This window comes from Variovorax sp. RKNM96 (assembly GCF_017161115.1).
GTDB lineage: Bacteria > Pseudomonadota > Gammaproteobacteria > Burkholderiales > Burkholderiaceae_C > Variovorax.
Genome location: NZ_CP046508.1, coordinates 3,255,101 through 3,277,776, shown reverse-complemented (window position 1 = coordinate 3,277,776; position 22,676 = coordinate 3,255,101). Strand labels below are relative to the sequence as shown.

The window sequence follows — 22,676 nt, the reverse complement described above, 5'->3', positions numbered from 1 at the left end:
CAGCGAATTCAGACAGCGCGGGGGTTTCGCTGTACAACCGGCTAACAAATCGCTGTACATTTTAGACGCTGCCCATCAGCTGGCGTTTGTCAACCATGGGGCCAATGGGCTCGTTAGTGGCTGACCTTCTGCTCGCCGGGAGGCGTTTCCAACCAATTCTCGATAGAGGAATCTTCAATGAGCAAAATTCTCGCAGTCATGATCGCTGGTCTGTTCGCAGCTGGCGCCTACGCCCAAAACCCGGCCGGCACCACGCCCGAACAAGGGAACGCAACCAACAGCAAGCCCCAAGCGCGCGCTGAAGCCAAGAAGGAAGCCAAGCCCGCTGGTCAAGTGGCTGCTCCCGCTGGCGACGTCGCCAAGACGCCCGAAGCCGGCGCCATCGGTACCGACAAGGCTGCAGCCTCTGGCGAAAAGCGCGCCAGCACGCGCGACCAGCGTCGTCGCAACAAGGACGGCAGCGTGAAGCGCAAGGCAACCCAAGGCGGTACGCCCGACATGCCGGGCGCCAAGTAAGTCGGCCTGCCCCCACGAAAAAGAGCGCTCTCCGGAGCGCTTTTTTTTCGCCTGCGGTCGTCGAACTGCTGTCAACCGCGCACACCGGGGTCCGTTGAATGTGAGCCTTCCACAGGGAGGTGGTCCAAATCAACAATCTCAAAGGATTTCTCATGAACAAGCTGCTCGCAGCCCTGATCGCCGGTCTCTTCGCTGCCGGTGCTTTTGCTCAAACCGCTGAACCCGCAGCCGCCGCTCCGGCCGCACCTGCTGCCCAGAAGGCCAAGGCCAAGCACGCAGTCAAGAAGCACAAGGTTCGCCACGTCGCCAAGGCCCACACGGCTGCCGCCAAGAAGGTGTAAGCTTTCAAGCTCACCCGGCAATGCCCGCATCAGCGGGCATTTTTATTGGTTACGGGCCGGGCCTTGAACGGCCCCGCCCTGAAAGAGTTGTCCGATGTTTCAGCGTTTAGCCGCCCTGCTCCTGCTGTCCGCCTCGTTCGTGATGCCGACGCATGCCCAACAACAACAGCAGGAACAACCCCAGACCGATCTTGCGCGCACGCAGCTGTCGGTCGGCCTGTACAAGATCGATACCCAGATCGCCCAGACGCCCCAGCAGCGTGAAATCGGCTTGATGTTCCGCAAGACCATGCCGCAGGCCGAGGGCATGATCTTCGTGTTCGAGCAGCCCGCCACGCAATGCTTCTGGATGCGCAACACCCTGCTGCCGCTGACCGCGGCCTTCGTGGCCGACGACGGCCGCATCGTCAACCTGGTTGACATGCAGCCGCTGACCGAGAACTCGCATTGCTCCGAAGAGCCGGTGCGCTATGTGCTCGAGATGAACCAGGGCTGGTTTGCCAAGAAGAACATCAAGAAGGGCGCCAAGCTCGGCGGCGAGTTGTTCTCAGCCGCCAAGCGCTGAGTTTCTGCTGGCTATAGCCCACAAAAAAGCCGACCCGAGGGTCGGCTTTTTTCATGCGTAAACGTGGATCAGCCGAAGTTCTTCGCGACGAAGTCCCAGTTCACCAGCTTGGCCAGGAAGGTCTCGACGAACTTCGGGCGCAGGTTGCGGTAGTCGATGTAGTAGGCATGCTCCCAGACGTCGACAGTCAGCAGTGCGGTGTCTGCAGTCGTCAGCGGCGTGCCGGCGGCGCCGGTGTTCACGATGTCCACCGAACCGTCGGCCTTCTTCACGAGCCACGTCCAGCCCGAGCCGAAGTTGCCGACAGCCGACTTCACGAAGGCTTCCTTGAAGGCGTCGTAGCTGCCCCACTTGGCATCGATGGCCTTGGCCAGCGCGCCGGTCGGTGCACCGCCGCCCTGAGGCTTCATGCAATTCCAGAAGAAGGTGTGGTTCCAGATCTGGGCGGCATTGTTGTAGATGCCGCCGCTGGCCTTCTTGATGATCTCTTCCAGCGTGAGGGCTTCGAACTCGGTGCCCTTTTGCAGGTTGTTGAGGTTCACCACGTAGGCGTTGTGATGCTTGCCGTAGTGGTACTCGAGGGTTTCCTTCGAATATTCGGGTGCCAGCGCGTCGAGGGCGTACGGCAGGGGTGGGAGCACATGTTCCATGGTTTTTTCTCGTGGGTTGGTTGTGGGGAATGGAGGATTCTAGGAAGTAATTATTGAGGCGGCGTCGGACGTGTTCCCGTTGCGCCGCCGGGCGTCACGGTCATGTCGACCTCGCCGTCCGCGAGCCGCGCGACCACCGCATCGCCTGCATTCAGGTTCTTCGCGCTGACGACGGCGCGGCCGTCCGCATCGGTGAGCCAGGCGTAGCCGCGCTGCAGCACGAGTGCCGGGTCGAGCAGACGCAGCCGCAGCGCCACGCGCTCCAGCCGTTCGCGCCGCTGCACGAGTGCACGATCGAATTTCGAAGGAAGATCGGCAGCGATCGACCGCGGCACCTGTGCCAGACGCTCCCGTCTCGACAGCACTGCAAAGTGCAGGCGCTGCGCATGGTGCGCCAGGCGAAGCTGCTGGCGGGCCACCAGATTCGACGGACGGCCGAGGCGGCCCGCCGCTTGATCAAGCCGCTGCCCCAACACGTCGAGGCGCGCGCCCAACGCATCGCCGAGCCGTTCATCAAGCAGGTCGAGCGCCCCGAGCCACAGGTCGCGCGGTGCGCTGACGAGCTCGGCCGCGGCGGTAGGCGTGGGCGCACGCAGGTCGGCGCAGAAATCGGCGATGGTGAAGTCGGTTTCGTGTCCGACACCGCTCACCACCGGCACGGGGCTCTGCACGATGGTCCGCGCCAGCGTCTCGTCGTTGAAGGCCCACAGGTCTTCGATCGAACCACCGCCTCGCACCAGCAGTATCACGTCGACGGCCGGCTCCAGCGCATAAAGAGATTGCAGCGCACGCACCAGTTCGGCGGGCGCATTCGCGCCCTGCACTGCCGCCGGGGCCAGCACCACGGGGATGTGCGGCACGCGCCTTCGCAGCGCGGTGACAACGTCGTGCAGCGCAGCCGCCCCGAGTGAAGTGACGACGCCCACCGCGCGCGGCATGGTGGGCAGCGCACGCTTGCGGCCGGGGTCGAACAGCCCTTCGGCTTCAAGGCGCGCCTTGCGCTGCAGGAATTGTTCGAACAGCGCGCCCTGCCCGGCGCGCTTCAGGCTTTCGACGACGAGTTGCAGATCGCCGCGCGGCTCGTACACGGCAAGTCGACCGCGCACCTCCACCTGGTCGCCATCGCGGGGCGAGAAATCGAGCAATCCGGCGGCGCGGCGGAACATCGCGCAGCGCAGTTGGCCGGACTCGTCCTTGAGCGAGAAGTAACAATGTCCACTGGAGGCGCGCGAAAAACCCGAGATCTCGCCGCGCACGGCCACCGGATTGAAGCGCGCGTCCAACGTGTCGGCGACTGCCCGGCACAACGCACCGACAGCCCAGATGCGCGGCCCGGGCGCGGAATTCGTTTCACGCAAGTTCACAAAGCGCACGAGCGGCCGAAAGCCACTCTTCCACAACAGGCCCGGCTTCCCCTGCCCAAAGCCCCCCATGCGGGGCAGGCGCACGGTTTCTCGTGCAAGTGGTTGATTTCATTCAAAAAAGTACTGCTCAAAATTCAATCGATCTAGCGAAAAGGCCCACCCGTGCGGGTTCGGACGCGTTGCGAAGCAGGTTAATCACAAAGTTATCCACAGAATCTGTGCGTCCTTGACTACACGCAAACAAGCCACATCCCGATGGTGGGCTCGGTGGATAATCGCCGCGCATTTGCAGTCTACGGGCCGGAGGATTTTCTTGTTTTCCATCATTGTTGCTGCGGGTTGGCCGATCTGGCCGCTGCTCGCTTGTTCGGTTATTGCGCTCGCGCTGGTTATAGAACGTTTCACGAGTCTCAAGACCGTGAAAGTATTGCCGCCGAAATTGCTCGACGAAACCATCACCGTCTCGCGCGGGTCCGTTCCCGGACCGGACATCGTGACCAAACTCGAACGCAACTCGATGCTCGGCCAGGTGCTGGCCGCGGGCCTGCGGGCGCTCAACGCCAACCCGCGCTGCACCGAAGACGACCTTCGCGCCGCCATGGAGGCCTCGGGACGCACCATCGCGCACAAGCTGGAGCGCTACCTGCCGGCACTGGCCACCATCGCCTCGGCCGCGCCGCTGCTGGGCCTGCTGGGCACGGTGATCGGCATGATCGAGATCTTCGGCTCGCAGTCGCCCGGAAGCGGCGCTGTCGGCTCGGGCAACCCGGCGCAACTGGCGCACGGCATCTCGATCGCGCTGTACAACACCGCGTTCGGGTTGATCGTGGCGATTCCCACGCTGATCTTCTGGCGCTACTTCCGCAGCCGCGTCGACGAGTACCTGCTGAACCTCGAACTCTCGGGTGAGCGCTTCGCCCGCCATCTGAACGCGCTGCGCAAATGAGCAGAGCCCGCATGCAGTTTCGCCACGGCTCGCGCGATGAGCCCGAGATCAACCTGATCCCGTTCATCGACGTGCTGCTGGTCGTGCTGATCTTCCTGATGCTGTCGACCACCTACAGCAAGTTCACCGAGATGCAGCTGCGGCTGCCGACGGCGGACGTGGATGCGCAACGCGACTATCCGAAGGAAGTGATCGTGACGGTCTCCGCCGACGGCCGCTATACGGTCAACAAGGCAGCGGTGGCAGACCGCAACGTGAGCTCCGTGGCCGCCGCACTCGGCGCTGCGGCCACCGGCGGCAAGGACAGCGTGGTGATCATCAGCGCCGATGCGAGCAGCCCTCACCAGGCCGTCGTCACGGTGATGGAAGCCGCGCGCCGCGCCGGCCTGATGCAGATCACCTTCGCCGCCCAGTCGACGGCGCAAGCCGGGCACTGAGTGCCGTCACAGGGGCGCAGCAGCACAGGCGCATCCAGCGCGTCAGCCTCGCGGCTGCAGGACGCCTGGCTGCACCGCGGACTGCTGGCCTGCCTGCTGTGGCCGCTGTCGCTGATCTACGGTGCGCTCTTCGCGCTGCGCGGCTGGCTCTATCGAATCGGGTGGCTTCGGACTGAACGCGTGCCCGTTCCCGTGATCGTCATCGGCAACGTGATTGCAGGCGGTGCGGGCAAGACGCCGGTCGTGATGGCTGTCGTCCGGCATCTGCAGGCTCGTGGCCTGCAGGTCGGCGTGGTGTCGCGCGGCTACGGCCGTCGAACCGACGATTGCCGCGAAGTGCTCGACGACAGCGACCCCCATGATGTCGGTGACGAGCCGGCGCTGATTCACCACGCCACGCGCGCCCCGGTTTTCGTTGCGCGACGACGCATCGAAGCCGCACGCGCCCTGCTGGAGCGACATCCAGCCACACAAGTGATCGTGAGCGACGACGGGCTGCAACACCTGGCGCTCGCACGCGATGTCGAGATCTGCGTGTTCGACGACCGCGGCATCGGCAACGGCTGGCTGCTGCCCGCAGGCCTGCTGCGTGAGCCCTGGCCACGGCACTGCGACCTGGTGCTCCATAGCGGCGAGCGGCCTGCTTTTGCGGGCGGCTACACCGCCACGCGCAGCCTTGCGCAGGATGCGGTTGCCAGCGACGGAAAGCGTGTTCCTCTGGAGGCGCTCGCTGGCAAGCCACTGATCGCGCTGGCAGCCATCGCGCGGCCCGAAGGCTTTTTCGACATGCTGCGCGCGCGGGGACTCACACTCGCCGAGACCGTCGCGTTGCTCGATCACCATGACTTCGACACGTGGCAGCGCCCGTCCGGCAGCGAATACACCCTGCTCTGCACCGAGAAAGATGCCGTCAAGCTGTGGCGCAAGGCACCCGATGCGCTGGCCGTGCCGCTGCACTTCGAGCCCGCCCCGGAATTCTTCGCCGCGCTCGACGCAAAGCTATCATCGCCCGATGGATACCAAGCTGCTTGAACTGCTCGTCTGCCCCGTGACCAAGGGCCCTCTGACCTGGAACCCCGAGAAGCAGGAGCTGTGCTCCCGCAGCGCCCGCCTCGCGTACCCGGTGCGGGACGGCATTCCGGTGCTGCTCGAGAACGAGGCGCGCACGCTGTCCGACGAAGAGCTGGGTCTGTGACCGGCCCCGTGCGCTTCACCGTCCTGGTGCCGGCACGCCTCGCCTCGACACGGCTGCCCGACAAACCCCTGGCCGATATCGCGGGCCTGCCGATGGTGGTGCGGGTGGCGCAGCGCGCGAGCCAGTCCGGCGCATCGCGCGTTGTCGTTGCCGGAGACGATGTTTCCATCGTTTCGGCCTGCAAGGCGCACGGCGTCGAAGCCATCCTCACTCGCCAGGACCATCCGAGCGGCACCGACCGGCTGGCCGAGGCCTGCGAGCAACTGGGCCTCGATGGCGACGAGATCGTCGTCAACGTGCAGGGCGACGAACCTCTCATCGATCCCGAACTGATCGATGCCGTGGCCGCCGCACTGGCCCTTCATCCCGAAGCGGCGATGAGCACCGCGGCCCACGAGATCGACTCGGTGAGCGATTTCATGAACCCGAACGTGGTGAAGGCGGTGCTCGACGCCCGGGGCAACGCGCTCTATTTCAGCCGCGCGCCGATTCCCTGGTGGCGCGACGGTTCTGCCGGTGGCGCGTCCCCCTCCGTGCTGCCCTTGCCCGCGCCGCTGCGCCACATCGGCATCTACGGCTACCGCGCCGGCTTCGTGCGCAAATTTCCGTCGCTACCGCCGGCGCCTGTCGAAGCCACCGAAGCGCTCGAGCAATTGCGCGCGCTGTGGCATGGGCATCGCATCGCGGTGCATGTCAGCCATGTCGCGCCCGGACCGGGCATCGACACCCCCGAGGATCTGGCGCGCGTGCGTGCCGTCTTTGCCGCCGGGGCAGCGTCCTAAGACGTGCGCCACGGAGGGAATTCCCTACGGGGGCGCATGCTATCCTCGACGTGAAATCCGCCTTGCCCAGCCCTCGGGCCGACGCTTGGCGTGACACAAAATCTAAGAACCGTCCGAGGACACCATGAGACTAATTTTGCTGGGCGCGCCCGGGGCGGGCAAAGGCACGCAAGCGGCCTTCATCTGCCAGAAATACGGCATCCCCCAAATCTCGACCGGCGACATGCTGCGCGCCGCCGTCAAGGCAGGCACCCCGCTCGGATTGCAGGCCAAGGCCGTCATGGACGCGGGCGCACTGGTGAGCGACGACCTGATCATCAACCTCGTGAAAGAGCGCATCGCCCAGCCCGACTGCGCCGAGGGTTTTCTGTTCGACGGTTTCCCGCGCACCATTCCGCAGGCCGATGCCATGAAGGCCGCGGGCGTCAAGCTCGACTACGTGCTCGAGATCGACGTGCCCTTCAGCGACATCATCGAACGCATGAGCGGCCGCCGCTCGCACCCGGCATCGGGCCGCACCTACCACGTCAAGTTCAATCCGCCCAAGATCGAAGGCAAGGACGACGTGACCGGCGAAGACCTGATCCAGCGCGAAGACGACAAGGAAGAAACCGTCGGTAAGCGGCTCGACGTGTACAGCCAGCAGACGCGTCCGCTGGTCGACTACTACTCGGCCTGGGCCAAGGCCGATCCGGCCGCCGCGCCGAAGTACCGCGCCATCAAGGGCGTCGGCACGGTCGATGAAATCACGCAACGTGCCCTGGCGGCACTGAGCAGCTGATCCCCGCCGCCCTTCGACAGGGCGGCTATTTCTTCTCCAGCAGTTCCAGCATCAGCGCGATGCGCGCCTTCACAGGCGTGAGCGCGCCTGCGTCACGCAGCCGGTCATCGGGCTTCGGCAGGATGCGGCCGCTGCTGCAGCGCGTCGCGCGCAGCACCGCAATGCCGGCATCCTGCGCCTTGAGCGCGGCCGCTTCCAGCGCATGGTGCACGGTGCCGTTGCCGGTGGTCGCCAGGACCAGTCCGCGGACTGGTTCCTCTGACTCCTCCCGGACGAGCGCATCGACGATCGCACCGCTCGCGCCGGCGTGGCTCATGACGATCTCGACCCTCGGCCAAGGCCCTGACGTGTTCAGCGCCTTCGATGCCTGGGTAGACGGCGCTGTCGGCCACTCCCTCACGCGCCGCACCGCGCCCTCTTCCACATAGCCGATCGGCCCCGCATCGCCGGATGCGAAGGCATCGAGCCGGTAGGTGTGCACCTTCTGCACATCCACGCCGCTGTAGACCGCGCCGGCACACACCGCCATCACGCCCTGCGCGCCCGCCGTTGCCGCAACCGCGATGGCGTCCCGCACGTTCTGCGGACCATCCGGCGAGAGCGCCGTGGCCGGGCGCATCGCGCAGGTCAGCACCACGGGCTTCGCCGGCGCCAGCACCGAATGAAGGAAGAACGCCGTCTCCTCGAGCGTGTCGGTGCCGTGGGTGATGACCACCCCCGCCACATCGGGCTGTGCGAGCCAATGCACGCAACGCTGCGCGAGCTTCTGCCAGATATCGAAAGCCATGTCCTTGCTGTCGACCTGCGCCACCTGCTCCGCAATCAACGCGATGCCCTCGGGCGCCTCGATGCCGCCCAGCAGATCCGCCACACCCACCTGCCCGGCGGTGTAGCCGATGTTGTCGCCGCTGCTGGAGGCCTTTCCGGCGATGGTCCCGCCGGTGCCCAGGACCACCACGCGACGCACTTCGGGCAACGGGGAATTGGCCATGACTTGTCAACTTCCAAAAACTGGTTAAAAATACAGGTACTGGATATCTAGCCAGTGCCGCAAGGAACCACATATGCAGTTCGCCGTGAAGCTTACCGCCCGCCAGCAGCAGATCCTCGACTTGATCCAGAGCGCCATCGCGCGCACTGGCGCACCGCCCACGCGCGCCGAAATCGCCAACGAGCTGGGGTTCAAGTCGGCCAACGCCGCCGAAGAGCACCTGCAGGCGCTGGCCCGCAAGGGCGTCATCGAGCTCGTCAGCGGCACCTCGCGCGGCATCCGCCTCAAGGGCGATGCGCTGCGTTCGCTCAACGAAACGCGGCATCGCGAAGGCGGGCAGTTCTCGCTCTCGCTGCCCGGCATGGCGCAGTTGGCGCTGCCGCTCATCGGTCGCGTCGCAGCCGGCTCGCCCATCCTGGCGCAAGAGCATGTCGACCAGACCTACTACGTCGAGAACACGCTGTTCCAGCGCCAGCCAGACTACCTGCTCAAGGTGCGCGGCATGTCGATGCGCGACGCCGGCATCATGGACGGCGACCTGCTCGCGGTACAGGCCACCAAGGAAGCGCGCAACGGCCAGATCGTGGTCGCGCGCCTGGGTGACGAAGTCACCGTCAAGCGCCTCAAGCGCAACAAGCAGGTGATCGAACTGCACGCCGAGAACCCCGACTACCCGACCATCATCGTCCAGCCCGGCGAGCCCTTCGAGATCGAAGGCCTCGCGGTCGGCCTCATCCGCAACACCATGCTGATGTAGGCCTCGCGGCCTGCTTGCAGCAGCACCCCATCCGGCCGCGACAGGTGGCGGGCGTATGGCGCGAAGTCGCCATCACCCTGTCGCGGCCGATTCAAGAAATCCTGCCTGTGTTCAACCTCAGACTTTTTTGGAGTTCACATGGGAATCGCCCTCCTCGCCATCGCTGATTTCTGGATGCCGCTGCAATCGCTTGCAAGCCGCCTGATGCCTGCCCGTCGCATCCGTCACCGGGACGGCGGCGACACCGCCGCCGGACTGCGCTACGTGGCGGTGCGTCCCGCCTGCACCACCCGCACCGCAGGCTCGCCTGCACCGACGGCAACCGCCACCGCCCCGGCACGCCCGCTGCGCGTGGTTCGCGTGATCGACGGGAAAAGCAAGGACCGCAGCCGCATGGTGATCTCGGGCCGCATGGCCGATGTCTGCGCGGAGCTCGACCGGCTGGCCGCACTCGAAGCGGCGGAAACCATGGGCACGGCGCCCCGCTCCGCGCGCCTGCACTGAGACTTTTCCCCCCGGGGACACGGTTCAGAAACGCCTCGGGGTGGGTATCCAAACGTTCACCGGCGCGACATCCCAATGCTGCGAGGCACAATGGCACGCCATGAACATTGTGATCCTCGACGACTACCAGGACGCCGTGCGCAAGCTGCGCTGCGCCGCCAAGCTGGACGCGTACGCGGCCAAGGTCTACACCAACACGGTCAAGGGCATCGGGCAACTGTCGGTTCGCCTGAAGGACGCCGATGTGATCGTGCTGATCCGCGAGCGCTCCCAGATTTCGCGGCAGCTGATCGAAAAGCTGCCCAAGCTCAAGCTCATTTCGCAGACCGGGCGGGTCGGTGGCCATATCGACGTCAATGCCTGCACCGAGCGCGGTGTGGCAGTGGCCGAAGGCACGGGCTCCCCGCAAGCGCCTGCCGAGCTCACTTGGGCGTTGATCATGGCCGCCATGCGTCGGCTCCCGCAGTACATCAGCAACCTCAAGCACGGGGCATGGCAGCAGTCGGGGCTCAAGTCGGCCTCGATGCCCCCCAATTTCGGCCTTGGCTCGGTGCTCAAGGGCAAGACGCTCTGCATCTGGGGCTATGGGCGCATCGGGCAACTGGTGGCGCGCTACGGGCAGGCCTTCGGCATGCAGGTGGTGATCTGGGGCCGCGAGGCGAGCTGCGCCAAGGCGAGGTCCGATGGCTTCCAGGTCGCGCAGAACCGCCACGAGTTCTTCGCCGCGGCCGACGTGCTCTCGGTGCACCTGCGGCTCAACGAGGAAACCAATGGTCTCGTCACGCTCGAAGACCTCTCGCGCATGAAGCCGACCGCGCTCTTCGTGAACACCTCTCGCGCCGAACTGGTCGAGGCCGATGCCCTGCTTGCCGCGCTCAACCGCGGACGCCCAGGCCTCGCGGCTATCGACGTGTTCGAGAGCGAACCACCGCTTCAAGGCCACGCACTGCTTCGCCTCGAAAACTGCATCTGCACGCCACACATCGGCTATGTCGAGCAGGACAGCTACGAGAGCTATTTCGGCCAGGCTTTCGACAACGTCGTGAGCTTCATCAAGGGCAACCCCACCAACATCGTGAATCCCGGCGCGCTGCAGGTTCGCCGTTGATTTCATGAGCCGGCCTGCGCCCCGGGGCGCGCTCTGGGCGCTGCTGGCCGGCAATTTCGTGATCGGCACCGGGGTGATGGTGGTGCCCGGCACGCTCAACGAGATCAGCGCCTCGCTGTCCGTCACCGCGGCGACAGCGGGCCAGCTGATCACCGCGGCCGCGATCGTGATGTGCCTCGGCGCGCCGCTCCTGGCCGCCCTGGTCGCGGGCTGGGACCGCCGCCAGCTCCTGGCCCTCACGCTCCTCTGGTATGCCGCGGGACACGCCCTCTGCACGCTCATGCCGAGCTTCGCCGCCCTGCTGCCGGTGCGCATGCTCACGGTGATCGCACCGGCGATCTTCACGCCGCAGGCCGCAGCCTGCGCCGGCATGCTGGTGCCGCCGGAGCACCGCGGGCGGGCCGTCACCTTCGTCTTTCTCGGCTGGTCGATGGCCTCGGTGCTGGGCCTGCCGATCGGCGCATTGATCGGCGGCCACCTCGGCTGGCGCATGGCCTTCATGGCCATCGCGATGCTCAGCATCGTGAGCGCCGCCTCGATCTGGCTCACGCTGCCTCCCGGCATCCGGCCCGCCGCGCTTACGGCGGCGGCGTGGTCGCGCGTGCTGCGCAGCCCGGTGCTGATGGGGATCGTCTCGGTCACGGCACTGCAGGGCTCGGGGCAGTTCGTGCTGTTCAGCTATTTCGGGCCTGTCCTCAAGCAGAGCTTCGGTGCGGACGCGAACACGCTGAGCCTGATGTGGGCGCTGTTCGGTGCGTTCGGACTGGTCGGCAACATGGTGGTCAGCCGCCACATCGACCGAATCGGCGCCGGCCGCATGGTGCTGCTCACGAGCTCGCTGATCGCGCTGAGCCTGCTCTTGTGGCCGTTCGCGAGCACGCTCGCCTGGCTGGCCGTGGTGATCGTGCCCTGGGGCCTGGGCTGCTTCGCCACCAACTCGGCCCAGCAGGCGCGGCTGGTGGGACTGGCGCCCGCACTCGCGCCGGGCTCCGTGGCACTCAACAGCTCGGGCATCTACATCGGCCAAGCTGTGGGCGCGGGCCTCGGCGGCTGGCTGCTGGCAAACGACGCCGCGCCGTGGATGAGCCGGGTCGGTCTCGCGCTGCTGCTGCTCGCCATCGGCCTGAGCGTGGCCATCGACCGCAGCCGCCGTCCGGCCTGAAAAAACGCGGCCCCGCGTAAGACCCGGGACGCATCGCCCGCGCGGGATTGCAAAATCGGAGTCTGCCGACGTTCGCCAGCCGCTCTCCGGCCAGCACCTGCGCGTCAGGCCCTCACACCACTCAACCAGCGAAAATCTCCATCAAATGACAGTGAACTACCAACGGATCGGGCTCATCGGCGCGGGCGCCATGGGTCGCGGGATCGCGCAGATCGCCGCACAGGCCGGCAGCGAAGTGCTGCTTCTGGACAGCTTTGCAGGCGCCGCCGAACGCGGACGCGAAGCCCTCATCGCCCAGTGGAACAAGCTGCACGAAAAGGGCAAGCTCGATGCCACAGCCCGCGATGCGCAGATCGCGCGCGTGCGAGCCGTCGATTCGATCCAGGCCCTCGCCGGCTGCGACCTCGTCATCGAAGCCGTGATCGAAGACCTCGAGGTCAAGCGCAAGCTGTTCCGCGAGATCGAGACCGTGGTGGCCCCGACGGCCACGCTGGTCACCAACACCTCGTCGCTCTCGGTGACGGCCATCGCGGCCGGACTCTCGCATCCGGAGCGCTTTGCGGGCTTTCACTTCTTCAACCCCGTGCCGCTGATGAAGGTGGTCGAGGTGGTGGCGGGCTTCAAGACCGCGCCCGAAGTCTGCAAGCAACTGGCCGGCTACGCGGTGCAGATGGGCCACAGCGCGGTGCAGGCGCAGGACACGCCCGGCTTCATCGTCAACCACGCGGGCCGCGGCTACGGCACCGAGGCGCTGCGCATCGTCGGCGAAGGCGTGACCGACTTCGTGACCATCGACCGCATCCTGAAGGACCAGGCCGGTTTCCGCCTCGGCCCGTTCGAGCTGCTGGACCTGACGGCGCTCGACGTGTCGCACCCGGTGATGGAGTCGATCTACCACCAGTACTTCGAAGAGCCCCGCTTCCGCCCGAGCGTGATCACCGCGCAGCGCCTGGCCGCCGGCGCGCTCGGCCGCAAGACCAACGAAGGCTTCTACCGCTACACCGACGGCGTGATGCAGCAGACGCCCGAGGCCCCCGCGCCCGTGGTCGATGGCACGCCCTCGGTCTGGGTGTCGCCCCGCGCCGCACGCCGTGCCGAGCTGCTGCGCCTGATCAACACGCTGGGCGCGCAGATCGACAGCGGCGCCACCGCCGCGCCGCATTCGCTGATCCTGGTCGCTCCTCTGGGCTTCGACGTGACCACCGTTGCGGCCGTCGAGCGCCTGGACGCCACGCGCACCGTCGGCATCGACATGCTGATCGACGACGCTGCCACCAAGCGCCGCGTGCTCGCCACCAACCCGGCCACCCGCCGCGACATCCGCGATGCTGCGCACGCCCTCTTCGCGCGCGACGGCAAGGCGGTGAGCGTGATCCGAGACAGCGGTGGCTTCGTCACGCAGCGCGTGATCGGCACCATCGTCAACATCGCCACCGACATGTGCCAGCAGCGCGTGTGCTCGCCGGCCGACCTCGAGACCGCGGTGCAGCTGGGCCTCGGCTACCCGCGCGGCCCGCTCGCAATGGGCAACCTCTACGGCCCGACCAACATGCTCGAAGTGCTGTTCAACCTGCAGACCGTCTACGGCGACCCGCGCTATCGCCCGAGCCCGTGGCTGCGCCGCCGCGGCGCGCTGGGCCTGAGCCTCCTGCACGAAGAAGAATAAACAGACAACCAACCGACTGGAAACGCGACACAGCGATGACCGCCGAACTCAAGAGCACGAGCGAAGGCAGCACCATGGTGCTGACGATCGCCAACCCCACCCAACGCAATGCGCTGGGCCCCGAGATCTATGCCGCGGGCATTGAGGCGCTCAACGGCGCCGAGAGCAGCAGCGAGATCCGTAGCGTCGTCATCGTGGGCGAAGGCGCATGGTTCTGCGCGGGCGGCTCGCTGCAGCGCCTCTTGGCCAACCGCGAGCTCGACCGCTCGGTGCAGGCCGAGAGCATCGAGGGGCTGCACAACTGGATCGATTCGATCCGTACGTTCCCGAAGCCCATCATTGCGGCCGTCGAAGGCGCTGCGGCCGGCGCGGGCTTCTCGCTCGCCCTCGCCTGCGATTTCGTGGTGGCGGCGCGCGATGCGGTGTTCGCGGCCTCCTACAGCAACGTGGCACTGTCGCCCGACGGGGGCCTGAGCTGGCACCTCGGGCAGCAGCTTCCGCGGCAGCTCGCCAGCGAATGGCTCATGAACGGCGAGCGCATCGGCGCGCCGCGCCTGCATGCGGCCGGCCTCGTGAACGAGCTCACCGAGAACGGGCAGGCGCTCGCGGGCGCCCTGGCGCTGGCGAAGAAGCTCAACGCCCGCGCGCCCAACTCGCTCGCCAGTATCAAGGAACTGCTGAGCGAAGCACGCGGCGCCACGCTGGCCGCGCAGCTCACGCAGGAGCGCGATCACTTCGTGCGCAACCTGCACCATGCGAACGCGGGCATCGGCATCGCCGCGTTCCTCGAGAAGAAACCGCCGCAGTACGAGTAGCGCCTTGTGGCGTCGCTCCCGTGACACCCCCCAGCTTTTCAGTCGCCGAGAGGACAGACCAATGGACGACCCCATTCTTACCATCGAAGAACGTGAAGCGATCAACAGTGGTCGCTGGTTTTCTTCCCTATCTCCATCGCTACGGCACGACATCCTCCGATGCGCTTTCGTCAAACGCTACAAAGACGGCGACCTGATCGCCGCACGCGGCGACCCACCCGAACACTGGATTGCCTGCGCCAAGGGCGCGGTGCGGGTCAGCTCGACGGCCGTCTCGGGCAAGCAGGTGACGCTGACGTACGTGGAGCCGGGCATCTGGTTCGGCGACGTGGCGATGTTCGACGGGGACCGGCGCACGCACGACGCCTATGCGCATGGGGACAGCACCATTCTTTGTGTGGCGCGCGCCGACTTCCAGAAGATCCTGGCCGCGCACGTGGAGCTGTACGAGGCGCTGATGCGGCTGCAGGCGCGCCGCATCCGCACGCTGTTCGGGCTGGTGGAAGATCTCAACACCCTGCCCTTGCGCGCACGCCTGGCCAAGCAGTTGATTCACCTCGTGCGCAGCTACGGCGTGCCCAACCTGGACGACGGCAGCCAGATGCGCATCGGCCTGCAACTGGCGCAGGAAGAACTGGCGCAACTGCTCGGCGCCTCGCGCCAGCGGGTCAACCAGGAACTCAAGACCATGGAACGCGAGGGCAGCATCCGGATCGAGCCGGGCGGCCTTGTGGTTCTCGACCGCGCGGCATTGAGGCGCATCTCGGAAGCGGATATCTGACATGAGCCAGGACTTCTCCAACTTCGTCGGCACCCGCGCGGTTTCGCAGCAGCACGCCTTCGACATCGAGGTGCTCGCCGCCTGGCTCGCGAAGAACCTCGACGGCTTCAAGGGCCCGCTGACCGTCGAGATGTTCAAGGGCGGCCAGTCGAACCCGACCTACAAGCTCGTCACGCCGTCGCAAAGCTACGTGATGCGCGCCAAGCCCGGCCCGGTCGCCAAGCTGCTGCGCTCTGCCCACGCGGTGGAGCGCGAGTTCAAGGTCATGAGCGGCCTGCAAGGCACCGACGTGCCCGTGCCGCGCATGCACTGCCTGTGCGAGGACGAGTCCGTCATCGGCCGCGCCTTCTACGTGATGGAGTTCATGCAGGGCCGCGTGCTCTGGGACCAGTCGCTGCCCGGCTTCAGCAACGCCGAGCGCGCGGCCTACTACGACGAGATGAACCGCGTCATCGCGGCGCTGCACACGGTCGACTTCGCCGCGCGGGGCCTGGCCGACTACGGCAAGCCCGGCAACTACTTCGAGCGCCAGATCGGCCGCTGGAGCAAACAGTACAAGGCCTCGGCCGATGGCACCGGCGAACTGTCGCAGCCGATCGAGGCCATGGAGCGGCTGATCGACTGGTTCCCCGCCCACATGCCGGCGAGCGCGCGCGACGAGAGCAAGGTCTCGATCGTCCATGGCGACTACCGCCTCGACAACGTGATGTTCCACGCCACCGAGCCGCGGATCATCGCGGTGCTCGACTGGGAGCTCTCCACGCTGGGCCATCCGCTCGCGGACTTCAGCTACCACTGCATGTCGTGGCACATGCCGCCCACCACCGGCCGCGGCATCGGCGGCGTGGACGTCGCGGCGCTGGGCATTCCCACCGAGAGCGAATACATCCGCCGGTACTGCGAGCGCACGCGCATCAGCACACCCGAGGCACTGGCACCCGACTGGAATTTCTATCAGGCCTACAACCTGTTCCGCATGGCTGCAATCCTGCAGGGCATCGCGAAGCGGGTCGAGGCCGGTACTGCATCGAGCGAGCAAGCCGTGGCGTCAGCGCGCGGCGCGAGACCGATGGCCGAGATGGCCTGGCAATTCGCCCAAAAGGCGTAACCAGGCCCTCCCCCTCCGCCCAATCACCCCCACCAGGAGACAGCATGGACTTCGAATATTCGGCCAAGACCAAGGAACTGCAAAAGCGCGTCAGCGACTTCATGGACGCGCACATCTACCCGGCCGAAGCCGAGTATTCCGCCGAGCTGGCTGCCAACACGGCCGCCGGCAAGCGCTGGACCGCGTTGAAGACCGTCGAGAAGGTCAAGGAAAAGGCCAAGGCCCAGGGCCTGTGGAACCTGTTCCTGCCGGTTGACAGCGCCGCCGCCTCGGGCTACGAAGGCGCGGGCCTCACCAACCAGGAATACGCGCCGCTGGCCGAAATCATGGGCCACGTGCCATGGGCGTCGGAAGCCTTCAACTGCTCCGCGCCGGACACCGGCAACATGGAAACCATCGCCCGCTACGGCTCCGAAGCCATCAAGGCGCGCTGGCTCAAGCCGCTGCTCGAAGGCCAGATCCGCTCGGCCTTCGCGATGACCGAACCCGATGTCGCATCGAGCGACGCGACCAACATCTCGACCCGCATCACGCGTGAAGGCGACGAGTACGTGATCAACGGCCACAAGTGGTGGATTTCGGGCGCGGCCGATCCGCGCTGCGCCGTCTTCATCACCATGGGCAAGAGCGATCCGGACGCGCCGCGCCACTCGCAGCAAAGCATGGTGATCGTGCCGGCCGATGCCAAGGGCATCCGCATCGTGCGCCCGCTGAACGTGATGGGCTACGACGATGCGCCGCACGGCCACGTCGAGATGTACTTCGAGAACGTGCGCGTGCCTGTCGACAACATCCTGCTCGGCGAAGGCCGCGGCTTCGAAATCGCGCAAGGCCGCCTTGGCCCGGGACGCATCCACCACTGCATGCGCCTGATCGGCCTGGCCGAGCGCGCGCTCGAACTGATGTGCAAGCGCGCCTCCTCGCGCGTCGCCTTCGGCAAGACCGTCGCCTCGCAGACGGTGACGCAGGAGCGCATCGCCGAAGCACGCTGCAAGATCGACATGGCCCGCCTGCTCACGCTCAAGGCGGCCTGGCTCATGGACGTGGCCGGCAACAAGGTCGCGAAGAACGAAATCGCGATGATCAAGGTGGTCGCGCCGAGCATGGCCTGCCAGGTGATCGACTGGGCCATGCAGGTCCACGGCGGCGGCGGCATGTGCGACGACTTCCCGCTCGCCTACGCCTATGCCGGCGCGCGCACGCTGCGCTTTGCGGACGGCCCGGACGAAGTGCACCGCAATGCGATCGCGAAATGGGAGCTGGGCAAGTACGCGCCCAACAAGACCGACGCCGAAGCGCCCGTTACGCGCTTCTGATTCGTTGTCTTGCGCCCTCTCCCCTCGGGGAGAGGGTTGGGGTGAGGGCCGACGGCGATCCATTCGCCTCGGCCCTTTTTCTTTTCAGAGCTTCTTCTGCAGAAAGACCGCGTGCCCGAAAGCCGGGTCGAGCTGATAGCCGATGAAGCCTTCGCGCTCATAGGCGCGGAGCGCCGGTGCGTTGCCCGAAAGCACTTCGAGCGTGAGCTTGCAGGCGCCTCGCTTGCGCGCCTCTTCTTCCACCCGGGCGAACATCTGCTGCGCGACGCGCTGGCCGCGATGGCTGGGCAGCACGACCACGTCGTGCACGTTGACCAGCGGTTTGCAGGCGAAGGTCGAGAAACCCTCGATGCAGTTGATCAGGCCGACGGGCTTGTCGCCATCGAAAGCCAACACGCTGAAGGCCTGCGGACGCGCCGCCAGTGCCGCGGGCAAGCCTTCGCGCACAGCGGCGTCGAGCGGCGTGCCGCCACCGGCCGGATCTCGGGCATAGGCGTCGAGCAGGTCGACCAGCGCGGCCGCCTGTGCGGCGTCGCGGTAGTCCGCGATCAGGGTTTCAATGCTCACTGCGCCGGCTCGAGCGTCGCCGCAAGGCGTTCTGCACACGACCTGGACTGCTTGGCATCGCGTGCCTCGACCATCACGCGAACCAGCGGCTCGGTGCCGCTCGCGCGGATCAGCACGCGGCCGCCGTCGCCCAGCTCGGCCTCGATGCGCTGCGTTTCGCTGGCCAGCGCCTTGTTGTCCTTCCAGTTCTGGTCGGGCGCGAGGCGCACGTTGATCAGCGTCTGTGGGAACAGCGTGACGCCTTCGAGCAGCTGCGCCACCGTCTTGCCGCTGCGGACGCACGCCTGCAGCACCTGCAGAGCGCTCACGATGCCGTCTCCGGTGGTGTGGCGGTCGAGCGCGAGCAGGTGGCCCGAGCCCTCGCCGCCCAGGAGCCAGCCGCGCTTGTCGAGCTCTTCGAGCACGTAGCGGTCGCCCACCTTGGCGCGCACGAACTCGATGCCCTGACCGCGCAGCGCGACCTCCACCGCCTTGTTGGTCATCAGCGTGCCGACCACGCCCTGCGGCTTCTCGCCGCGCGCGATGCGCTCGGCCACCATCAGGTAGAGCAGTTCGTCGCCGTTGAAGAGGCGCCCGCTGGCATCGACCAGTTGCAGGCGGTCGGCGTCACCGTCGAGCGCAATGCCGTAGTCGGCTTTCTGTGCGATCACCGCGGCGACCAGCGCTTCAGGATGGGTCGCGCCGAAGCCCTTGTTGATGTTCAACCCATCGGGTGCGCAGCCGATGCTGGTGACTTCCGCGCCCAACTCATGGAACACGTTGGGCGCCACCTGGTAGGCCGCGCCGTGCGCGCCGTCGACGACGAGCTTCATGTTTCTCAGCGTCAGGTCGTTCGAGAAGGTGCTCTTGCAGAACTCGGTGTAGCGGCCGGACGCATCGTCAAGGCGGCGGGCCTTGCCGAGGTTCGCGGAATCAACCCACACGGGCGCTTCTTCCAGCGCGGCTTCGACGGCCAGCTCCCACGCATCGTCGAGCTTGGTGCCCTGCGCGCTGAAGAACTTGATGCCGTTGTCGGGAAAAGCGTTGTGGCTGGCGCTGATCACCACCCCAAGGCTCGCGCGCTGGGCACGCGTGAGGTACGCAACGCCGGGCGTGGGCAGCGGGCCCAGCAGCACCACGTCGACACCGGCCGAATTGAAGCCCGATTCGAGCGCCGATTCGAGCATGTAGCCCGAAATGCGGGTGTCCTTGCCGATCAGCACACGGGGCCGAGCCTCCGTTTTCTTGAGCACACGGCCCACGGCGTGCGCGAGGCGCAGCACGAAGTCGGGCGTGATGGGCGATTGGCCGACCGTGCCACGGATGCCGTCGGTGCCGAAGTATTTGCGGGTCATGCGAGTTCCTTTTTTGTTTGTTGTGTTTGTGCTGCCGCTTGCATCGCGCGCCACACCGCGAGGGCGGCCACCGTGTCGCGCACATCGTGCACGCGCACGATGACGGCACCGCGATCCACGGCCAGCACCGCGGCCGCGACGCTGGGCACGATGCGTTCGCCCGCCGCTTCGATGCCTGTGACGGCGCCGATCGACGACTTGCGCGACCAGCCCAGCAAAAGCGGGTAGCCGGCACCGAGCAGTTCGCGCTGCCGGCCCAGCAGGGCGAAATTCTGAGCCACGGTCTTGCCGAAGCCAACGCCCGGGTCGAGCGTGATGCGCGACGGATCGATCTGCAGGGCGTGAAGCTGCGCCAACTGCGCAGCCCAGAACGCCATCACCTCGGGGATCACGTCGCCCTGCATGGGCACGGCCTGCATGGTCTGCGGATCGCGGTGCATGTGCATCAGGCAGATGCCGCACGACGGGTGCGCCGCCACGGCTTCGCGCGCGCCCGGCTGGCGCAGCGCCCAGATGTCGTTGACGATGTCCGCGCCCAGGTCGAGCACGGCGCGCATGACCTCGGGCTTGTAGGTGTCGATGGAGAGCGGCACGTTCAGCTTCACCGCCTCGCGCACCACCGGCAGCACACGCGCCAGTTCGGCGTCGAGCGGCACGGCCGGACTGCCCGGGCGGGTGGATTCGCCGCCGATGTCGAGGATGTCGGCGCCCTCCTTCAGCAACTGCTCGCAATGACGCAGCGCGGTTTCGGTGGACGCATGCGCGCCACCGTCGGAGAAAGAGTCAGGCGTGACGTTGACGATACCCATCACGCGCGGCTGCGCGAGATCGATCCTGAAACGGGAGGTCTGCCAGACCGCGGCATGCGTTCCGCCATTCGGCGCACCACCATGGAAAACGGGGCCAGAGGCCCCGTTGCTGCTTGATTTCAAGCCCACCTCAAGCGGCGGTCGGCGCCGGGTCGGTATTGACCGCCGGGGTGCCGCCACTGCCGCCGCTGCCCGAAGGAGGGGTCCGCGGCGTCCAGTCCTTGGGCGGACGCGGAGCGCGGCCAGCCATGATGTCGTCGAGCTGTTCGGAATCGATGGTTTCCCATTCGAGCAACGCCTTGGCCATTGCGTGCATCTTGTCGCTGTTCTCTTCGATCAGGCGGCGCGCCAGGGCGTACTGCTCGTCGATGATGCGGCGCACTTCGCCGTCGACCTTTTCCATGGTCTGCTCGCTCATGTTCGTGGTCTTGGTGACCGAGCGGCCGAGGAACACTTCGCCTTCGTTCTCGGCGTAGACCATCGGGCCCAGCGCATCGGTCATGCCGTAGCGCGTGACCATGTCGCGGGCGATGGAAGTCGCGCGTTCGAAGTCGTTGCTCGCGCCGGTGGTCATCTGGTGCATGAACACTTCTTCAGCGATACGGCCACCGAACAGCATGCTGATCTGGTTGAGCATGTACTCGCGGTCGTAGCTGTAGCGGTCCTGCGCCGGCAGGCTCATGGTCACGCCCAGAGCGCGGCCACGCGGAATGATCGTGACCTTGTGGACCGGGTCGCACTTGGGCAGCAGCTTGCCGATGAGGGCGTGGCCGGACTCGTGGTAGGCCGTGTTGCGGCGCTCTTCCTCGGGCATGACCATGCTCTTGCGCTCGGGACCCATGAAGATCTTGTCCTTGGCCTTCTCGAAGTCCTGCATCTCGACGACGCGCGCATTGCGGCGGGCGGCCATGAGGGCAGCTTCATTGCAGAGGTTGGCCAGGTCGGCGCCCGACATGCCGGGCGTGCCGCGGGCGATCACGCTCGGGTTCACGTCCTGGCCCAGCGGGACCTTGCGCATGTGCACGCCGAGGATCTGTTCGCGGCCGCGGATGTCCGGCAGCGTGACGTAGACCTGGCGGTCGAAACGGCCGGGGCGCAGCAGTGCGGCGTCCAGGATGTCCGGGCGGTTGGTGGCAGCCACCACGATCACGCCGAGGTTGGTTTCGAAGCCGTCCATCTCGACCAGCATCTGGTTGAGGGTTTGTTCGCGCTCGTCGTTGCCGCCGCCGAGGCCGGCGCCGCGCTGGCGACCCACCGCATCGATTTCGTCGATGAAGATGATGCAGGGTGCGTTCTTCTTGGCGTTCTCGAACATGTCGCGGACGCGGGCAGCGCCCACGCCGACGAACATTTCAACGAAGTCGGAGCCCGAAATCGAGAAGAAAGGAACCTTGGCTTCGCCGGCGATCGACTTGGCCAACAAGGTCTTGCCGGTACCCGGAGGGCCGACCAGCAGCAGGCCGCGCGGAATGCGGCCGCCGAGTTTCTGGAAGCGCTGCGGGTCTTTCAGGAAGTCGACGACTTCACGGACTTCTTCCTTGGCCTCATCGCAGCCTGCGACGTCGGCGAAGGTGACCGTGTTGTTGTTCTCGTCCATCATGCGGGCCTTGCTCTTGCCGAAGCTGAACGCCCCGCCCTTGCCGCCGCCCTGCATCTGTCGCATGAAGTAGATCCAGACCCCGATCAGCAGGAGCATCGGGCCCCAGCTGACCAGGAGCGTCATGAGGAGCGAGCCCTCTTCGCGCGGCTTGACGTCGAACTTGACGTTGTGATCGATCAGGTCGCCCACGAGGCCGCGGTCCAGGACCGTGGCGGTCGTGCGGATCTTGCGATCGTCGTTGGTGACGGCGACGATCTCGCCGCCGCCGGCGCCTTCAGGGATGACGGCGCTCTTGATCTGGTTGTTCCGGACCTGGTCCAGGAACTCGGAGTAGCTGACTGCTCCCGAGCCGACGCCACCGCGGGTGTCGAACTGCTTGAACACAGTGAACAACACCATGGCAATGACGAGCCATACGGCAACTTTGGAAAACCACTGATTGTTCAAACGAAGCTCCAGTCGAAAGCGCGTGACGAGGATGTGAAAAAACGCGCTATGGGTACGCAATTGCGCCCCATTTTAGGCTTTTCAAGCTGCGAAAAACGGGCTTTTCCCTAAAGCAGCCATAGCCTGACAAGGGT

The 22,676-nt window shown here is 66.3% G+C and carries 25 protein-coding genes; 18 read left to right on the top strand and 7 right to left on the bottom strand.

What is annotated here, in order from left to right; genetic code table 11:
• Nucleotides 1–177: 177 nt before the first annotated feature.
• The 3 genes from GNX71_RS15125 (at nt 178) to GNX71_RS15115 (ending at nt 1,422) form a co-directional block, all read left to right on the top strand.
• A complete protein-coding gene (locus tag GNX71_RS15125) occupies nt 178–516 on the top strand; it encodes a cell envelope biogenesis protein TolA (RefSeq protein WP_206179054.1) in 339 nt (112 codons plus the stop codon).
• A gap of 152 nt (nt 517–668) precedes the next feature.
• Nucleotides 669–857, top strand: coding sequence for a hypothetical protein (locus GNX71_RS15120; protein WP_206179053.1), 189 nt, complete (start codon nt 669–671; stop codon nt 855–857).
• A 94-nt stretch (nt 858–951) separates the two neighbouring features.
• Nucleotides 952–1,422 (top strand): DUF192 domain-containing protein, encoded by a 471-nt coding sequence (locus tag GNX71_RS15115; protein ID WP_206179052.1) that lies wholly within the window; start codon nt 952–954, stop codon nt 1,420–1,422.
• A 68-nt stretch (nt 1,423–1,490) separates the two neighbouring features.
• Here GNX71_RS15115 and GNX71_RS15110 read toward each other — a convergent pair whose 3' ends face one another.
• Together GNX71_RS15110 and xseA are read right to left on the bottom strand one after the other, a co-directional pair.
• Complete coding sequence (locus GNX71_RS15110) at nt 1,491–2,072, bottom strand: Fe-Mn family superoxide dismutase (protein ID WP_042578222.1); 582 nt, start codon at nt 2,070–2,072, stop codon at nt 1,491–1,493.
• Between the two features lie 50 nt (nt 2,073–2,122).
• A complete protein-coding gene (xseA, locus tag GNX71_RS15105; protein ID WP_206179500.1) occupies nt 2,123–3,436 on the bottom strand; it encodes an exodeoxyribonuclease VII large subunit in 1,314 nt (437 codons plus the stop codon).
• A 313-nt stretch (nt 3,437–3,749) separates the two neighbouring features.
• Between xseA and GNX71_RS15100 the strand changes: the two genes are divergently transcribed.
• The 6 genes from GNX71_RS15100 (at nt 3,750) to adk (ending at nt 7,577) form a co-directional block, all read left to right on the top strand.
• The gene (locus tag GNX71_RS15100) at nt 3,750–4,382 is read left to right on the top strand and encodes a MotA/TolQ/ExbB proton channel family protein (RefSeq protein WP_093433040.1); all 633 of its coding nucleotides are present in this window, start codon (nt 3,750–3,752) and stop codon (nt 4,380–4,382) included.
• A complete protein-coding gene (locus GNX71_RS15095; protein WP_206179051.1) occupies nt 4,379–4,819 on the top strand; it encodes a biopolymer transporter ExbD in 441 nt (146 codons plus the stop codon). The genes GNX71_RS15100 and GNX71_RS15095 overlap by 4 nt, the downstream gene beginning before the upstream one ends.
• The gene (gene lpxK / locus GNX71_RS15090; protein ID WP_206179050.1) at nt 4,820–5,851 is read left to right on the top strand and encodes a tetraacyldisaccharide 4'-kinase; all 1,032 of its coding nucleotides are present in this window, start codon (nt 4,820–4,822) and stop codon (nt 5,849–5,851) included.
• On the top strand, nt 5,832–6,014 hold the full coding sequence (locus GNX71_RS15085) for a Trm112 family protein (protein ID WP_007836935.1): 183 nt from the start codon (nt 5,832–5,834) through the stop codon (nt 6,012–6,014). The genes lpxK and GNX71_RS15085 overlap by 20 nt, the downstream gene beginning before the upstream one ends.
• 8 nt (nt 6,015–6,022) lie before the next feature.
• The gene (gene kdsB, locus GNX71_RS15080) at nt 6,023–6,796 is read left to right on the top strand and encodes a 3-deoxy-manno-octulosonate cytidylyltransferase (RefSeq protein WP_206179498.1); all 774 of its coding nucleotides are present in this window, start codon (nt 6,023–6,025) and stop codon (nt 6,794–6,796) included.
• Nucleotides 6,797–6,920: 124 nt separating this feature from the next.
• Nucleotides 6,921–7,577 (top strand): adenylate kinase, encoded by a 657-nt coding sequence (gene adk, locus GNX71_RS15075; RefSeq protein WP_206179049.1) that lies wholly within the window; start codon nt 6,921–6,923, stop codon nt 7,575–7,577.
• Between the two features lie 25 nt (nt 7,578–7,602).
• Here adk and GNX71_RS15070 read toward each other — a convergent pair whose 3' ends face one another.
• Nucleotides 7,603–8,568, bottom strand: a complete 966-nt coding sequence (locus GNX71_RS15070) for an asparaginase (RefSeq protein ID WP_206179048.1) — start codon at nt 8,566–8,568, stop codon at nt 7,603–7,605.
• A gap of 73 nt (nt 8,569–8,641) precedes the next feature.
• Here GNX71_RS15070 and lexA point away from each other — a divergent pair, with 73 nt between their 5' ends.
• The 9 genes from lexA (at nt 8,642) to GNX71_RS15025 (ending at nt 17,785) form a co-directional block, all read left to right on the top strand.
• On the top strand, nt 8,642–9,325 hold the full coding sequence (gene lexA / locus GNX71_RS15065) for a transcriptional repressor LexA (RefSeq protein WP_013541704.1): 684 nt from the start codon (nt 8,642–8,644) through the stop codon (nt 9,323–9,325).
• 138 nt (nt 9,326–9,463) lie between these two features.
• Nucleotides 9,464–9,829, top strand: a complete 366-nt coding sequence (locus GNX71_RS15060; protein ID WP_206179047.1) for a hypothetical protein — start codon at nt 9,464–9,466, stop codon at nt 9,827–9,829.
• A 100-nt stretch (nt 9,830–9,929) separates the two neighbouring features.
• The gene (locus GNX71_RS15055; protein ID WP_206179046.1) at nt 9,930–10,937 is read left to right on the top strand and encodes a D-2-hydroxyacid dehydrogenase family protein; all 1,008 of its coding nucleotides are present in this window, start codon (nt 9,930–9,932) and stop codon (nt 10,935–10,937) included.
• Between the two features lie 4 nt (nt 10,938–10,941).
• Entirely contained in the window at nt 10,942–12,099 is a 1,158-nt protein-coding gene (locus GNX71_RS15050; RefSeq protein WP_206179045.1) for an MFS transporter, read from the top strand.
• Between the two features lie 145 nt (nt 12,100–12,244).
• On the top strand, nt 12,245–13,765 hold the full coding sequence (locus GNX71_RS15045; protein WP_206179044.1) for a 3-hydroxyacyl-CoA dehydrogenase: 1,521 nt from the start codon (nt 12,245–12,247) through the stop codon (nt 13,763–13,765).
• A gap of 35 nt (nt 13,766–13,800) precedes the next feature.
• Complete coding sequence (locus GNX71_RS15040) at nt 13,801–14,580, top strand: enoyl-CoA hydratase (RefSeq protein WP_206179043.1); 780 nt, start codon at nt 13,801–13,803, stop codon at nt 14,578–14,580.
• A 61-nt stretch (nt 14,581–14,641) separates the two neighbouring features.
• Nucleotides 14,642–15,361, top strand: coding sequence for a Crp/Fnr family transcriptional regulator (locus GNX71_RS15035; RefSeq protein WP_206179042.1), 720 nt, complete (start codon nt 14,642–14,644; stop codon nt 15,359–15,361).
• A gap of 1 nt (nt 15,362) precedes the next feature.
• Nucleotides 15,363–16,469, top strand: a complete 1,107-nt coding sequence (locus tag GNX71_RS15030; RefSeq protein WP_206179041.1) for a phosphotransferase — start codon at nt 15,363–15,365, stop codon at nt 16,467–16,469.
• 44 nt (nt 16,470–16,513) lie between these two features.
• Complete coding sequence (locus GNX71_RS15025; protein ID WP_206179040.1) at nt 16,514–17,785, top strand: acyl-CoA dehydrogenase family protein; 1,272 nt, start codon at nt 16,514–16,516, stop codon at nt 17,783–17,785.
• 84 nt (nt 17,786–17,869) lie between these two features.
• Here the strand turns inward: GNX71_RS15025 and GNX71_RS15020 are convergent, their stop codons facing one another.
• From GNX71_RS15020 to ftsH, 4 genes are all read right to left on the bottom strand, one after another.
• Complete coding sequence (locus GNX71_RS15020; RefSeq protein WP_206179039.1) at nt 17,870–18,352, bottom strand: GNAT family N-acetyltransferase; 483 nt, start codon at nt 18,350–18,352, stop codon at nt 17,870–17,872.
• The gene (gene glmM / locus GNX71_RS15015) at nt 18,349–19,686 is read right to left on the bottom strand and encodes a phosphoglucosamine mutase (RefSeq protein WP_206179038.1); all 1,338 of its coding nucleotides are present in this window, start codon (nt 19,684–19,686) and stop codon (nt 18,349–18,351) included. The genes GNX71_RS15020 and glmM overlap by 4 nt, the downstream gene beginning before the upstream one ends.
• On the bottom strand, nt 19,683–20,495 hold the full coding sequence (gene folP / locus GNX71_RS15010; protein WP_206179037.1) for a dihydropteroate synthase: 813 nt from the start codon (nt 20,493–20,495) through the stop codon (nt 19,683–19,685). The genes glmM and folP overlap by 4 nt, the downstream gene beginning before the upstream one ends.
• A 130-nt stretch (nt 20,496–20,625) precedes the next feature.
• Complete coding sequence (ftsH, locus tag GNX71_RS15005; protein ID WP_206179036.1) at nt 20,626–22,542, bottom strand: ATP-dependent zinc metalloprotease FtsH; 1,917 nt, start codon at nt 22,540–22,542, stop codon at nt 20,626–20,628.
• Between the last annotated feature and the right edge of the window lie 134 nt (nt 22,543–22,676).

Excerpts from the sequence above, each read along its gene's own strand:
- GNX71_RS15125 (WP_206179054.1), top strand. The coding sequence starts at position 178 with ATGAGCAAAATTCTCGCAGTCATGATCGCTGGTCTGTTCGCAGCTGGC.
- GNX71_RS15120 (WP_206179053.1), top strand. The coding sequence starts at position 669 with ATGAACAAGCTGCTCGCAGCCCTGATCGCCGGTCTCTTCGCTGCCGGT.
- GNX71_RS15115 (WP_206179052.1), top strand. The coding sequence starts at position 952 with ATGTTTCAGCGTTTAGCCGCCCTGCTCCTGCTGTCCGCCTCGTTCGTG.
- GNX71_RS15110 (WP_042578222.1), bottom strand. The coding sequence starts at position 2,072 with ATGGAACATGTGCTCCCACCCCTGCCGTACGCCCTCGACGCGCTGGCA.
- GNX71_RS15095 (WP_206179051.1), top strand. The coding sequence starts at position 4,379 with ATGAGCAGAGCCCGCATGCAGTTTCGCCACGGCTCGCGCGATGAGCCC.
- GNX71_RS15085 (WP_007836935.1), top strand. The coding sequence starts at position 5,832 with ATGGATACCAAGCTGCTTGAACTGCTCGTCTGCCCCGTGACCAAGGGC.
- adk (WP_206179049.1), top strand. The coding sequence starts at position 6,921 with ATGAGACTAATTTTGCTGGGCGCGCCCGGGGCGGGCAAAGGCACGCAA.
- GNX71_RS15070 (WP_206179048.1), bottom strand. The coding sequence starts at position 8,568 with ATGGCCAATTCCCCGTTGCCCGAAGTGCGTCGCGTGGTGGTCCTGGGC.
- lexA (WP_013541704.1), top strand. The coding sequence starts at position 8,642 with ATGCAGTTCGCCGTGAAGCTTACCGCCCGCCAGCAGCAGATCCTCGAC.
- GNX71_RS15060 (WP_206179047.1), top strand. The coding sequence starts at position 9,464 with ATGGGAATCGCCCTCCTCGCCATCGCTGATTTCTGGATGCCGCTGCAA.
- GNX71_RS15055 (WP_206179046.1), top strand. The coding sequence starts at position 9,930 with ATGAACATTGTGATCCTCGACGACTACCAGGACGCCGTGCGCAAGCTG.
- GNX71_RS15050 (WP_206179045.1), top strand. The coding sequence starts at position 10,942 with ATGAGCCGGCCTGCGCCCCGGGGCGCGCTCTGGGCGCTGCTGGCCGGC.
- GNX71_RS15045 (WP_206179044.1), top strand. The coding sequence starts at position 12,245 with ATGACAGTGAACTACCAACGGATCGGGCTCATCGGCGCGGGCGCCATG.
- GNX71_RS15040 (WP_206179043.1), top strand. The coding sequence starts at position 13,801 with ATGACCGCCGAACTCAAGAGCACGAGCGAAGGCAGCACCATGGTGCTG.
- GNX71_RS15035 (WP_206179042.1), top strand. The coding sequence starts at position 14,642 with ATGGACGACCCCATTCTTACCATCGAAGAACGTGAAGCGATCAACAGT.
- GNX71_RS15030 (WP_206179041.1), top strand. The coding sequence starts at position 15,363 with ATGAGCCAGGACTTCTCCAACTTCGTCGGCACCCGCGCGGTTTCGCAG.
- GNX71_RS15025 (WP_206179040.1), top strand. The coding sequence starts at position 16,514 with ATGGACTTCGAATATTCGGCCAAGACCAAGGAACTGCAAAAGCGCGTC.
- glmM (WP_206179038.1), bottom strand. The coding sequence starts at position 19,686 with ATGACCCGCAAATACTTCGGCACCGACGGCATCCGTGGCACGGTCGGC.
- folP (WP_206179037.1), bottom strand. The coding sequence starts at position 20,495 with ATGGGTATCGTCAACGTCACGCCTGACTCTTTCTCCGACGGTGGCGCG.